The 13,182-nt window shown below is 40.4% G+C and carries 9 protein-coding genes; 3 read left to right on the forward strand and 6 right to left on the reverse strand.

All coding sequences use genetic code 11. The features are described 5' to 3' along the window. Positions 1-2: 2 nt before the first annotated feature. The 4 genes from LZ23_RS23090 to LZ23_RS21345 form a co-directional block, all read right to left on the reverse strand. Positions 3-1,493 carry a class I SAM-dependent methyltransferase gene (locus tag LZ23_RS23090; RefSeq protein WP_052507595.1) on the reverse strand — a complete coding sequence of 497 codons (1,491 nt, stop codon included), beginning with the start codon at positions 1,491-1,493 and terminating at the stop codon, positions 3-5. Next, positions 1,483-2,943 (reverse strand): hypothetical protein, encoded by a 1,461-nt coding sequence (locus tag LZ23_RS21335; protein ID WP_045217524.1) that lies wholly within the window; start codon positions 2,941-2,943, stop codon positions 1,483-1,485. Before LZ23_RS21335 ends, LZ23_RS23090 begins: the two co-directional genes overlap by 11 nt. Positions 2,944-3,330: 387 nt before the next feature. Beyond that, positions 3,331-5,829, reverse strand: coding sequence for a glycosyltransferase (locus tag LZ23_RS21340; RefSeq protein ID WP_198146072.1), 2,499 nt, complete (start codon positions 5,827-5,829; stop codon positions 3,331-3,333). A 5-nt stretch (positions 5,830-5,834) separates the two neighbouring features. Next, positions 5,835-6,956 (reverse strand): hypothetical protein, encoded by a 1,122-nt coding sequence (locus LZ23_RS21345; protein ID WP_045217526.1) that lies wholly within the window; start codon positions 6,954-6,956, stop codon positions 5,835-5,837. 459 nt (positions 6,957-7,415) lie between these two features. On the opposite strand from LZ23_RS21345, the gene LZ23_RS21350 reads away from it, so the two are divergent. The 3 genes from LZ23_RS21350 (at position 7,416) to LZ23_RS21365 (ending at position 11,586) form a co-directional block, all read left to right on the forward strand. After that, positions 7,416-9,248, forward strand: coding sequence for an ABC transporter ATP-binding protein (locus LZ23_RS21350; protein ID WP_045217528.1), 1,833 nt, complete (start codon positions 7,416-7,418; stop codon positions 9,246-9,248). A gap of 2 nt (positions 9,249-9,250) precedes the next feature. Beyond that, positions 9,251-10,138 carry a glycosyltransferase family 2 protein gene (locus LZ23_RS21355; protein WP_232300559.1) on the forward strand — a complete coding sequence of 296 codons (888 nt, stop codon included), beginning with the start codon at positions 9,251-9,253 and terminating at the stop codon, positions 10,136-10,138. Between the two features lie 656 nt (positions 10,139-10,794). Continuing rightward, complete coding sequence (locus tag LZ23_RS21365; RefSeq protein WP_198146073.1) at positions 10,795-11,586, forward strand: hypothetical protein; 792 nt, start codon at positions 10,795-10,797, stop codon at positions 11,584-11,586. Between the two features lie 151 nt (positions 11,587-11,737). Here LZ23_RS21365 and LZ23_RS21370 read toward each other — a convergent pair whose 3' ends face one another. Both LZ23_RS21370 and LZ23_RS21375 read right to left on the reverse strand, forming a co-directional pair. Beyond that, positions 11,738-12,910: a glycosyltransferase family protein gene (locus LZ23_RS21370; RefSeq protein ID WP_045217533.1), complete on the reverse strand. Its 1,173-nt coding sequence runs from the start codon at positions 12,908-12,910 to the stop codon at positions 11,738-11,740. Positions 12,911-12,912: 2 nt separating this feature from the next. Further along, a partial coding sequence (locus LZ23_RS21375; RefSeq protein WP_045217535.1) for a hypothetical protein occupies positions 12,913-13,182 on the reverse strand: 270 nt, incomplete at its 5' end.

Genomic DNA, 13,182 nt, shown 5'->3' on the forward strand with positions numbered 1-13,182 from the left:
CGTTATGGGTTGACCTCCAAAGTCAGTTGTTGGGAGATTGTATTTGAGTCTAAGTTGTTATGGCGGGCATTGATTAAAATGTTAAAAAAGCCGGCAATGGTAGTGTCATCAACGGAACGAGTATCTAAGCGTGTCAGGATATGATCTGGCGGGCTTGTGTCATGGGCATACTCCCTGGCAATGTCATCATAATTGCTGCTGAGTTCGGCATTGTCAGGATTGAGAGCAGAAATAAAAAGAATTCCTGTGGGAGATGCGTCAACAGGCAAAAGAAAAAGGTCAGGCCGATGATTTCGCAGGGTTTCATACAATTTCCAGACATCTCCGGTCCATGTCCTGGTACGTCTTCGTCGTTCAGCCTGAACCGGATGAACCGGAAAAATATCGTCTATGACAATCAGGGTCCAGGGGAAAGCAAAGCGCTCAGCATTAATAAAGTCCCGCAAGGCATACTCAAAAAGATGCATGCCGTCGATAAAAATCAGATCCGGTCCTGGTTTCAGATCTTCTTGGGCAGGGCTGGCAAAGTATTCGTCACTGGTCATGGTTACAACTCTAGAGTGTTCCGGCAGAGGCCCTTCAAGCATGGGCATGGGATCAACTCCAATGGCCTCGCATTTTGCAAGGGCAAGACTTCTGCCTCTGTGAACCCCGATCTCAAGGTATTTCCGGGGTTTAATTTTTTCATGCGCCATGCTCAAAAGCCGGTGTTTGTCCACCTTGCCGGATGTTTTCTCTTCTTCCGGATTTCCAGCTGGAAAAGACTCCAGTTCAAGGTAAGCCTTGTTCAGATTTTTGTATACATAAGAAGGGGTTCTGGATCCCTTGATTGAAACTACATCCTGCCAGCGCCTGACGGCTTCAGTCCAGTCTCCCCGGTCCATAGCGACCCTGGCGATTCCTACATGCAGATTATACTCAATATTAGAGTCGTTTTTTCTTGATTCCAGTATTGTTTCCCAGTCATCTAATTCTAAGTGGGCCCGTATTGCTCTTTCATGGAGGAACAAGCCAGTTTTTATCATAATGTTTATGTTCAGCTCAAGGGGACAATCCGGCAAATGATCTGAAACTTCGAGCCCAAGCCGGGAATCGGGTCCAGTTACAAACAGGTTGAGGCCAGTTTGGGAAGGAATCCGTAGGGTATGTTCGTTCAATGAAAAAAGTTCAGTATCGGAATATTCCAACACATTAAGAACAGGCATACCGGTTGATCTGTTGTTGAAAATAATTGAAGAAATTGAAACGCAGCCGACAGTGTTGAGGGGTGCAAGGTGTAGAGGAGATATGCTTAGAGGAAGAACTGTGTTGATCTCAAAAGAAATACTCTGCCACTTATCTGAAGAAAGACGGGACTTAATTTCTGATAATTTTCCACGGCTGTCCGGTAAGATCAGCCTTGCAACAAGAGGGTCTCGATGCACAGTTTTTTCTTCAGTCAGTGTGTTTTCTAAGTCATTAATATCGTTAGAATTATTAATCTCAATGTTCATTCTGATACTCTGACAGCTTTTTCAAGGCGTGGTCCATGGAAGTCGGGCGATTGCCCCTTAAAAGGAGCTTGTCAATTATAAGAAAAAAACTACTTCCTGTGCGCCAGGGTTTTGATTTTTCAAGTTCAATAAAGGATTTATGCAGTTTGTTTACTTCTTTTTGCATGAGCTTGAAACTGATATTGTTGTCTTTTTTTCTCATTTGATCGCTTTGTTTGAAAATCTGTTCCAAATTTTCAACAGCAGTCTTATGTCCGGATTTTGAAAATCTCATGGGGGAAAATTTGGAGATGGAGTATCCCAGCCTCCATCTTGCTGATGACTTGATGGAGTTATAGTCTTTGCGAAGCGAGCTTATCAAATCGAAAATTTTTTTTTCAGGGTCGATTGACTTATTTTTTTTATCCTTGCCTGCATGGAAATGGGTTTTGTGTTTGTTTTTCAAATATAATAAATCCTTACGCATAATATCAACAGCCAGGGGCTGTTTTTTTCTACAGAGCGTAAATTCAACAAGCCTTAACAGGAAGTCGCCTGTTTTCCAGCGGGATGACTTAACAAGAGAGCCCAGATTGTAATGCAGCCTGTTTATGTATTTATAAAATTCTTTATTTAGCTTGCGAAGTTTTTTGTGTTGCTTGTTCAGCACCGAAATTTGTTTTGAGAGTGACTTGTTTTGTTTTGAAAGAGCCTTGTTTCTTGCTGAGAGCTCAGTCTGGTCATCAAGAAGGTTTTCAGCTGCTGCAAGTTCATTAAAATATCTGCTTGTCAATGTTTTCTGAATATGCAGATCGTATCTGACTTGCTTGAGTTGCAAGGCGCAGTCAGCTTTAAATTTGTCCGAGTCAGCTTTCATGCCGGAAATCTTTAGGTCAAGATTACGAACATGCTCTTGAAGAACAGCATTTTGTTTCCTGGATTTTGTCAGGCTGAGGCTCAGAAAATTACAATTGCGGGCAAGACCTTGAAAGTTCTGATCATACCTGATCCAAACCTTTAGAATGATCGGGCAGTCGGGGAGATTACTTACTGCAGGCACCTTGATCCATGCTTGCTGACCATAGCAGACGACCTGTATTCCTGTTTCATGATAGATTCCTTCTGCATCTCCATGAAGCGAGCACTGGCAGAAGTCATGATGAGCCGACCACAAGACATGGTTTTCAGTATTGATTATCCTTATATTGGATATCGAAACCAGGCCTGTCTGGTTAATAACAGGTTTGATTTCAAACCCACGTTCCCGGATCAGACAGTGATCGCTGATTTCTAACCTGATGGTCTGCCACTCATTGGGAGTCAGGGGGAATGCACCTAACAGAACTATATCATCGGTGGAGGAATCGTTTTGTTTTGCTGGAATATATATTTCAGTCCGCATCTCTGAAACATCCTGAATTCGTTGCCTGTCAGCATCAGCAGGCATATGATTTTTTTGAATTAACGACATTTATTACCTGTCTTTGTGGGTAATCAATAATCACTTCAACATGGTCAATAGTTACGGTTATGATTTAAAAAAAGGTAATGGGAAAGCCTATACTCGTATCGGAGGATAGTGTATTGACTATCCCAGCAAGGGAGCATTACGCGTTTCTGAAAACTTTAAATCTGAGTTGTATGTCATAGCTGTTTAGGGGTTAAAACCCGATTGTGACGGCTTGACTCGGGGACTGTCCCTGGCTTCGGGACTGTCCCCAATTGACTTTTTAGAAAAGCGTAATGCTCCCCCCAGCAAAGCTCATTTCAGAAAGCAAGATCTCACAGGGGTGTATGCTCATAGTAGCTATCAGCGGAAAGCCCTCTGACAAGTTTTCGCTATCTTTGATGAGATACCTTAAAAACGGCCTTTCAGCCTGGCCTTGTGCCTGGAGTAGCCAAACCTGTCTTCAACAAAATGCAGCGCCTTTTCAACCTGCTTATCGTATTGCAGGCTATCATCCGTATAATAATCAATGACGGACTCAACTTCTGATGGCCTGGCATACAAGGCGGCCTCTTGAAACAGTACTTTATAATCCGGCGGTATGATGACCGGGACACCAGTTGCCATTGCCTCAAAAATGACTCGCCCAAAAGATTCGACAAGATCTGGATGAGTATAGTAGACAAAAAAGTCCAGTTTGGAAAGAAACGTTTGAGGGTGAACAGCCCCGAATTCAAGAACATGCCAGTTCGAGGGCAGGCGGCCAAGCATTTTTTGTGGGGCCTGGGCTCCACCCAACACATGAACTTCATATCTATCTGACTCCGGGTAGATGGTCAACAGTTCCCCTGGGTTGTCCGGCCACTTATAGATATCATCCCTGGAATGTCTGCCAATCAGGATTTTGTTACTCTGTGCAGGCCTTGAAGGTCTTCTCCATCTGGAAACGTCGATAATATTATGCCAGTCATTACTGTCAAGATTTATCAGTTCCAACTCATGGGCATGATGTTCATGCAGAGCTTTCCGGATCAATGGCCCGATGGGGTGCCATACTCCTGAGCAGCTGCAATACCTGTTTAGATTTTCCAGGCAACTCTTAAAACTATAATAAAATTTTGGGTTTGTTCCATAGTGTTTAACAGGAGTCTGATTTACTATTACTCTGACATTTTCGGCCTGAATGTCAGGAATATAGTTCTGTTGATCCTGGAGTACCGGTGGGTGCCTGATTATCAGGACATCACAGCTGACCTTTTCTCCAAAAGTTATGAAACTGACTGTGTCACCATTAAGTATTTGCCTGACTCGAAAATCAATTTTTCTGGAAGGAACCAGATCATACCGGTTCATTTGAACCAGACCTGTACTCATGCCAAAGCTTGTCTGCGCTTTGATTTCCTCTATATTAGAAACGGTTGTACCTCCTGGTAGCCGGAAATCAGAAGCAATGATTACGTCAAAATGCTTTCTGTTTTTTAGAGAAGTCCTTCTCGGCAGCATGGGCGCAGGCACTGGGAACGATCTAGTCTGAATTGTGTGATTAATAAACAGCTGAGATGTATGTTCGTGAAAATACTCAAAACTTTCTTTATATTCCTTTCTGGCTCCCATGAAAAAACCGGGATATCCAAAGTGCCTGCTGCCGGTAAGCGAATCCGGGGATTGCCTGAGAAAAGATAAAGGCCCAGTTTTTAGATGCTGCACTGAAGCTTCTCCAAATATTTTCTTCAGCCTCGCTGTGAATTCACCATCAGCTCCAAAACGAACACTGTCCCAGAATCCGGCTTTTTCAAGAACAGGTACCCGTCGAAACATCAGTGAAGACATGTTGACCTGGATATAACGGCCAGGATTCCCCCTGCGAAAAAAAAGCAAATCATTAAAAGCTCTGGAAAGCTGAGAAGTATTGGCAATGGTTTCGGGGCTATTGAGAAGGTGTGCTGCCTGGATTTCAAGCTTTTGGGGATGGGACCAGTCATCAGCATCATGGCAGGTTACAAATTCGCCTGTTGCCTGCTTCAGGGCAATGTTCCTGGCTATATAAGGACCCTGGTTTTCAGGGGTGCTGATTATTCTTACCCTTTTGTCCAGCGATTCGAATTCTTTGGCCTGGCTAATGGTTTCATCCTGGCTGCAGTCATCAATAACTATTACTTCAAGGTTCTGCCATGTCTGGGATAAAATAGATTCAAGAGCTGTGGCAATGGTGTATTGCGCGTTATATGCAGGCATTATTACACTGATTTTACATTTCTGAGCAAATTTTTGCTCAGCATTAGACTCTGTTGGCATAAGGCAGTCAAAAAAAAGATTGTCAGAAGACGTTTTAACATCTATGGTAGACAATTGATTAATATCGAATGCCTTATTGATCCAATAAATTTTTGCAGACAAATCCTGTTCAAGGTTGGCAGCTGCCAGAAAAAGATCAGCATCAGCTCTTATAGAGAGAGCCTTGTGAACATTTTGTCTGGCGATGTCATTATTTCCCAAAATATTGTGGCACTCTGATTCAATGATTGCTGCACGGAGAGTGCTGTCCTTGTCCCTATGATTGATACTGGAAGCAGCGATACTTAGATAGTTGAGACATTTCATGGCGTGTTCTCTGGAATATTGATCGGCATGCCACAGAGCAAGTTCCCAGGCAGCAGGCGATTTTAATATATTATCCTGGATCAGGCTTTCAAGTTCAGAGAGTGTTTTGTCTTCAAAACCCAGGCTGTTCAGTCTATACCTGTGGGCTTTCAATATTTTGCTTCTGGTACTTCCTAAGAGTGCCTCAAAGTTAAAGACTTTATTAAAAAGCAGATAAAACGGGCGTACAAGAGGCCATATTTTTGTATATCTCAGCCTTGATGCCCACTGGACAGCCTTATCACGGCTGAAACCTATTTTTCTTCGCATATTCACTATTCATTCCTGGCCAGCATGTTTGTTATGCGTGTCTTAAATCTTGACAAAAGTGTACTCTTTACAGGCAAAGGCTTTTTTTGTGGTGATTGATCTTTAAAACATCTGCCAATTAGAACTGTTTGTGCTTTAAGTTCATCAGTAAGGCGGGGTATTTCCGGGGATATGCTACTTTTAACTGGTGGGAAGAGTTCAATTTTTTCGGAAAAAAATCTGGCTCTCAAAATTTCATTTTCCTGGGCAAAATTAGATAAAAAATTTCTTCTCTGGTCTATGCTTTCCCAAAAGTCATAAACTTTGTCTCCATAATAACTTTCAAGAAGCGAACTGACTTCATGACTGTTGATCCAGTTTATCACCTGCTTGTTCTGTTTAGAGGAAGAGATTGCTTTGTTAAGAAATATTTTGAGGAGTGTCTTGGGGGGAGTCATGCTTTTTCTCACAATACCAACTTGCTCCATGCTGCTGGTATCCACGCCGAGAGAAGAAAAAAAATTATTGCAAAGCCCAGCACCACCTACCAGGTCTTCGTATGTCAACACTTTGATTTCAGGGAAAAATTCCTCAAAAAGATTTATTGACTGCAAAAAACTGTACTGGTCTTCTTTCAAAAATTGTTTGAGAAAGGATGAAAATGGCCTCCGGCCAGCACTGTTATTTTTCATCACTTTTTCCTGGAAGAACGACTTTGCAAAACTATCCTGCCTCCTGATTACCAAGACAATCGTGATTTTAAATTCTGAAAATAAATCTGCAACTTTTTTCAAGTATGATCTTCTACTTTCATTCCAAGAACCTGAATATTCAAGGTCTACATGACGACAAAAAACCTCAGAGCTTACCAAAAGCCTGCTTGAGGATATCTCAGCCAGGCGTTTCCACTCAGCCACAATTGCAGGAACCTGGTTCATTTGCAGATACTTGCCCTTGTCTGCAACAGCATGGGCAACTTCGTGATGGGCCTCTGCGTTGTTTTTTGATGAAAAGTCGCAGTCAGGATAAATGATGCCCTGTCTGAAAAGCTCTTTGCTATTTTTATGAGCAAAAGACTGTATTGCTGTTGTACCGGTTTTGTGAAAACCGGCATGAAGAATCATTTCTGGCTTTTTTTTCAAAATCATGTAAATATTACAAAGTAAAACGTGTTAAAAGTTATTGCTTGCCGAGCTAAGTATCTGGAACATTTGGAATTGGCCAAGAGTTAGATCTTTTGCTCTATAAATACTGCAGGTCTCGAATGTCAATGAATAATATTCCTGGTTGATTTTTGAATCACAATCATGAGATACAGCAGGTTAGCAGCTACTAATTATGATGAGCTAGGAGGCATTACGCGTTTCTGAAAACTGTAAATTTGAATTGTATGCTATAGCTAATTTGGGGTTAAAACCCGATTGTGTCGGCTTGGCACGGCTTCCTGCCCGGAGGCATACAGCCCGGAGGGGGACTGTCCCTGGCTTGGTAACTGTCCTCAATTGACTTTTCAAAAAAAGTGTAACGCTCCAGTTAATAGTCCAGGGAGGGCGTTTTGTTGGTAATAATTCATACATGCAAGTCATTGGATAATTCAGGAGAAAAAGATGGTGGGAGGTGAGTTCTATTCGTTTGTTAAGCGTTTGAAAGGGGTTAATAAAAACTACCTTGAATATATGTCCTGCATCATGTGGTTTTTTAAGGATATCTGGGGTGCTTTTCCCCGGACCATGACAACGCTTTCTGTTGTGGCTGTGCTGGGTGCCTCTCTACAGGGAGCTGCGCTGGTCGGTTTGGTAAAATATATCGGCTTTTTAGAAAATGATGTTGAGATCATTGCTGGACAGCTTTCCGTAACGGCAAGAAGCTCAGAGATTGTTATTATGGCTTCATTGTGCTTTTTTCTTTTGCTATCACTGAGTGCCTGGATGTTATATTATTCAGGTAAATTATCCACTGCCCTGATCGGAAACTATCATGCCTACATGCTTAAAAGAGCTGTATTATACTTTGATGGCTTGTCAGCAGGTCGAATGTCCAACGGATCATCTTTTGATATAGCTCGAAAAGTAACTGATGATATGGTGAATGATACACAGAGATCTGCTTTTTTAACCCGTTTCTTGACAGGTACAATATCAAGCCTTGTAATTTTGTGCTATTCGCTGCCTGCCCTTTTTTATATTGATACTTTACTTACATTTATTTTGTTGCTGTCCATCGTGTTCTTTATGCCTTTTTTTTATTATGCTAATACTTTAGCCTATAAAAGCGACTTTATGTTAAAAAAGTCAGGTAAAAAGGCTAAGCTTGATCTGCATTCAATAATAGTTGATGCAGGAAAGTATCAATATATATCACATGAACATTGTAAAAAGATAGATGATTTTTTTATGAAAAGCAGTATAAATACAAGAATTAAAGCTTTGCCTACGTATTTTTTATCAATAGTAAAGACTGAGCTTTTGACTAATATTATGTTAGCCTTAACAATCACATTTGTTATATCCTTTAAAGTGCCTGGAGCGCTTTCTGGCAACTTTGCGTGGACAATGTTGCTGGCTTATTTAATTTTTTTACGCTTGGGCGTTAATGCTTTCCGTTCTGTTATGCTTTTTTTTATAAAATTTTCAAGATGCTATCCACATATAAACCGGTATAGAAATTTTTTGTTGAGTTCCATTAAGCAGCCAAGAGAAGTTAGTAACATTGCAGTAAAGGTGTCAAGCGATGGAGTATGGGAAGGTGAAAATCATGTGACCGTACAGCAGCCCAGCATGATATCACTTCTGACAAACCTGAAAGTCAGCAGATATAACTTTCCATACTTAGAAAATACTGCCAGTGGGCTCGGTAGTGGTATAACTGTTACGCCTGGAGAATGTTTTTTTGTATCGTCACAGCTTCCACAACGAGGTGGCTCATTAAGGCAGATGCTTAATTTGCCCGGAAGTTTCAATAGTCATGATCTGAAAAAATTTATGCCCACAGATGTTTATACGGCTGTAAATCATCATATTGGCTCTAATCTGGATAAAAATGCAGGAGAATTCAGATGGAAGAAGCTATCTCTGGAGCATAAAGTTGAGCTTAGCATAATTTCTGCGCTGCTCAGTACAGCCAGGGTAGTGATTATCAACCATGGTGCTCTGAACATGGTGAATGAGGAAAGGAGAGGAGAGGTTATTAGTCAGCTGAAAAAGTATAAGGATCTTCTTCTAATAGTTTATCCGGTTAATATGCTCAATCTCAGTTCCCTTGCAGAGTATGGAGAAAATAAATGCGCAGTTGCCGGGCTTTCAGGTAAAATTCTGGCCTTAGGCTCACCACGCTGGATCAGCAACAAAAGCGATGTTATACATGAGTTGTTAAAAAAAGACACCCTTGAAATAACCAAAGGTCAATCCTCTGAAAACGCTATGGAGGAGGACGATGTATGAATATGAGCAGTCTGTTTGTTTCAATAGTTATTCCAGTCTACCAGAGTTCCGATTCTTTGAAGCATTGCTTGAAAAGATTGAGTGAGCAGTCTTTTCCTGCGGAAAAATTTGAAGTCGTCGTGATTAATAATGATCCTCATGCCAATCTGCAGTTGAACAGTTGCATTAGAAACTTTGTAGTGCTGAACGAAACCAAGCCAGGTTCCTACTCAGCAAGAAATAAAGGAATTCTTAATTCAAGAGGGCACATTCTGGGATTCTGCGATTCTGACTGTCTGCCAAGCAAAGACTGGATAAAGAACGCAGTTCATTTTTTTGAAGAAAACCTGGATTGCAAACGTATTGGAGGTAAAATTGAACTTATTTTTAGTGATATTGAAAGTCCTGCCATAGCTGAGCTTTACGAGAAAACATTTGCTTTCAGACAAGAGGAATATGTAGAAAAAGGCACCGCAGTTACTGCGAATATGTTTGCTTTCAGAAAAGTGTTTGAAGCAACAGGTCTTTTTGATGATAATATGATGTCAGGAGGTGACCTTGAATGGGGATACAAAGCTAAGGCAAGGGGTTTTCCCATTGGATACGCAAGATCGGTACTTGTATATCACCCTGCAAGAAAATCTTATGAAGAACTAACTGATAAAGCCAGAAGAGTTGTTAGCGGCTATATTGTATTAAACAATGCAAAATTTCACAAAAATCCATTTAAAGCTATATATCATGCATTTTGTATGCTTAAACCACCAGTAAAATCTATATTTTTATTATCCAAAAATAAAGATTTGAGATTAATGTTCAAGGCTATTTTATACTTTGTGGATTACTCACTAAAGATAGTTCAGCTTGTAGAGTATGTCAGGGTTCAGTTTGGGAAAAATCCTGGAAGGTAATTTAGATTTTCATTTGGAAAGCGATTCATTGTCTTTGCATTAAAGGTGAATTGTTTTGGCTTAACTCGAGTAATGCTAATAATTATGGATAGTTTATATTAGTATTTTGAGAAATGCTTAATGATTTTAACATATTTATTATTGCTTTAAAAAGAATCAATAAGGGGCATTACGCATTTTTTTAATAAATTCTGATAATGTGAAGACATTACATTAAAGTTACATCAATACTGCATTAATGTATTGATTTTATCAGGCATATTCAATATATTATGTTGCCAACACAGTTTTTCTGGAAGTTCACATAAAAAGTGAGGGAGGCAACAAAAAATACGGATCTATATCTAATGCGGGCTATGCCCGCAACCCAAAAAAGATATTTTACCGCCCGTTCGAAGACTCACTCAAGACGCAAAGGGCGCAAAGGAAGAAAGAAGTTTTTTCATTTGCCGGGGAACGGCAAATGAAAAGGCAGCCTTTTTGAAAACCGATGCCCGGTTTTCAAAAATATATCTTCCTTATTGTCTTTAACTTTGAGTCCTTTGCGCCTTTGCGGTTCAAATTTTCTTGTTTTTTATGACAGGGTTTAAGCCGTAAGTCACTAAAATGGCCTTCGAAAAATTCAAAAATCTTTACCATTATAATGCCAGATGAGTATGAAAAACGGAATATACATAAAATACGCAAATCGAACAAAAATGAGAATGTTTCCCTTTATGCGCTTAAAAAAGGAGAGTTTTATTTTAAGAGAGTTAAACAAAAAAAAACTACAGAACTTTAGGGTCCCAAAAATAATATCAATGCAATCTGACAGGATAGTCATGGAGAAAATTTCGCCTGATGGAAAACCGTTAAAGCGGGAAGCGCTGCAGGTAGCAAGTGAGTTAGAAAATATTAAAATCTGTCTGCCAATTAGCATCAAGTTATTCAACTTCTTTTTTGACAGTTCAGAGTTCAGGATAGTTTACATGGCAACATTATCGATATCAAAGATCGGACTAAAAGGGGTATTTTTGACTTTATCTTTGATATATAAATTAAGAAAATCACAGAAAAAAGTTAGTAAAAAGTTCTTACATAATGATGGTATATATTATGAGATTCTTAAAGAAAATAATACTCTATATCTTGTTGATTTAGAAAGTTCAAAATATGAATGCAGATGGGTATTAAAAGATATAATATCTATATATTATATTAAAAATAAAAAAATAAATTTGAATTACTTAAGAAAAAAAGCAAAAAAAATACCCTTATTAAACATAAAATCACAAGTAAGGTTATTTTTGTTAGAGTATTTTTTTGTTAGATATGTTTATTATAAAGAACAATTTAGGTTTAATGTACTATGTGATAAATCCTTTGATGCCTTTTACCAGAAGCAGCAAGGCTTTGACTGTAGTTTAACAGTTAATGGAAAATATTTTCAAAAAAGCAAGCAAAATTAGAGTGTTATGTCCTGGAAGGTTGTAGTGCTCCCGTCTTGAAGGACGCCGCACGCCGCGGTGTGAAAAAACCAATCTTTCATATCTCGGCTTGGTGCAACTTACAGCCGCAATGATGACACTCTACAAGGTCATGGTTATTTATGGATAAGCCCTAAACTAAATTTTTCAGTTCTTTTCTCAATCTGGTAAATGAAATTTGCCAGGTGTTCTGTCTGGCAAAATCTACATACACCTCTGGGTCATGGTCACTGTTAGTTGCCACTTGAATAAGGCGTATAAATTCTTTTTCATCGTCGTATAGCCAAGCTGGGCTGTTCATTAATTCTACTTCTGCCCACCTCGAGCAGATTACCGGCAAGCCAGCCGCCATATATTCCAAAAGTTTCAGCGGACGAATACCGCTAATCAGGTCATTATCCTGCGCGACATTAAATGGGATTATTCCTGCCCGGGCAGAAGACATGATGTGGGGGATTTCGTTGTGATCTAATGGTCCGCATAAATAGATATTGGGAGGATGGCTGGATGATACCCAGGAACCCGAATCAGGACCTATGCAAACAAATGATACAGCTGGTAATCTTCGGGCTGCTCTTACAACGAGTTCTGTGTTGAACCTTGAGTCAATGCTGCCTGTGTAAATGACTATTGGATCAGGTATGGACTCTAAGCGGCAATGACGTTTTGTGTGGAATTTCCTTTGGAAAAGTTCAAAATCAACCCCGTTTGGGATAAAAACGAACTTCCCAGGGGTCAAGCTTTCTGTATAGTCTTTCAGCCCACGGGCTGAATAAATAGTAAGATCGGCACATTCAGCAATTTTTTTTGCCATAGCCTTTGTTTTGCCCCTCCATCCAGGAAAACCGTCATGTCTGTCCATGATCCTGAACACACATTTATCGTACCGGACCATGTCCAGAAGAAAATGGTAGCTCAGGTTATCAATATAAAGGATATCTGCTTTATTAAGTCTGTGTTTTTTCAGATACCTGACTGGTCCTGGAATGATGGTTTTTTGCCAGTTCATGGTTACTGCATTTTCTTTGAGGACAGGAAGTCCATCAGGTGCAATAAGGGAAAAGGGGATGTAAGACTTGATGCTGGTTACGGGGTCAGTCCATGGAGAGTGCAGGGCGTTCTGGTATCTTTTCCTGACTTCTGCGGATTTGATTTTTGCCAGGTGTAGCGGGGTGACGGGCGCGGAAAAATAATGCACGTCATAGCCGTTTGCCGCGAACTGTCTGGCCAGGTGCTGACTGCCAAGCTGGAGGCAGGACCAGTAAGGCTGGATGCAGGCCATGAGGATGGAGGGTTGAGGGCTCAAGGTTAAGCTGCTATCTTCCCGTGCAGTTGTGATATGTCCAGCTCAATTCTGTGAATACGTTCAGTCAAATCACTGTGCTCTTCCCGGCGGACCATGGCTCTTTGCAGATCATCAATGCGTTTATTAAGATCATCAAACCTGTTGTGAAAAACCATGGTCAGCTGATCAAACTTGTTGTGAACATTGTCAAAACGATGATTAGATTCCGCTCGCAGAGCATCAATTTTCCTGCTCAACTCTGCACGTGTATCGTCAATGTCCTTGCTCAGTTC

The organism is Desulfonatronovibrio magnus (assembly GCF_000934755.1).
GTDB lineage: Bacteria > Desulfobacterota > Desulfovibrionia > Desulfovibrionales > Desulfonatronovibrionaceae > Desulfonatronovibrio > Desulfonatronovibrio magnus.

Bases quoted from the DNA above. Each gene is read 5' to 3' on its own strand.
- LZ23_RS21365 (WP_198146073.1), top strand. From the start codon at position 10,795: ATGAAAAACGGAATATACATAAAATACGCAAATCGAACAAAAATGAGA.
- LZ23_RS21340 (WP_198146072.1), bottom strand. From the start codon at position 5,829: ATGCGAAGAAAAATAGGTTTCAGCCGTGATAAGGCTGTCCAGTGGGCA.
- LZ23_RS21335 (WP_045217524.1), bottom strand. From the start codon at position 2,943: ATGTCGTTAATTCAAAAAAATCATATGCCTGCTGATGCTGACAGGCAA.
- LZ23_RS23090 (WP_052507595.1), bottom strand. From the start codon at position 1,493: ATGAACATTGAGATTAATAATTCTAACGATATTAATGACTTAGAAAAC.
- LZ23_RS21350 (WP_045217528.1), top strand. From the start codon at position 7,416: ATGGTGGGAGGTGAGTTCTATTCGTTTGTTAAGCGTTTGAAAGGGGTT.
- LZ23_RS21345 (WP_045217526.1), bottom strand. From the start codon at position 6,956: ATGATTTTGAAAAAAAAGCCAGAAATGATTCTTCATGCCGGTTTTCAC.
- LZ23_RS21355 (WP_232300559.1), top strand. From the start codon at position 9,251: ATGAGCAGTCTGTTTGTTTCAATAGTTATTCCAGTCTACCAGAGTTCC.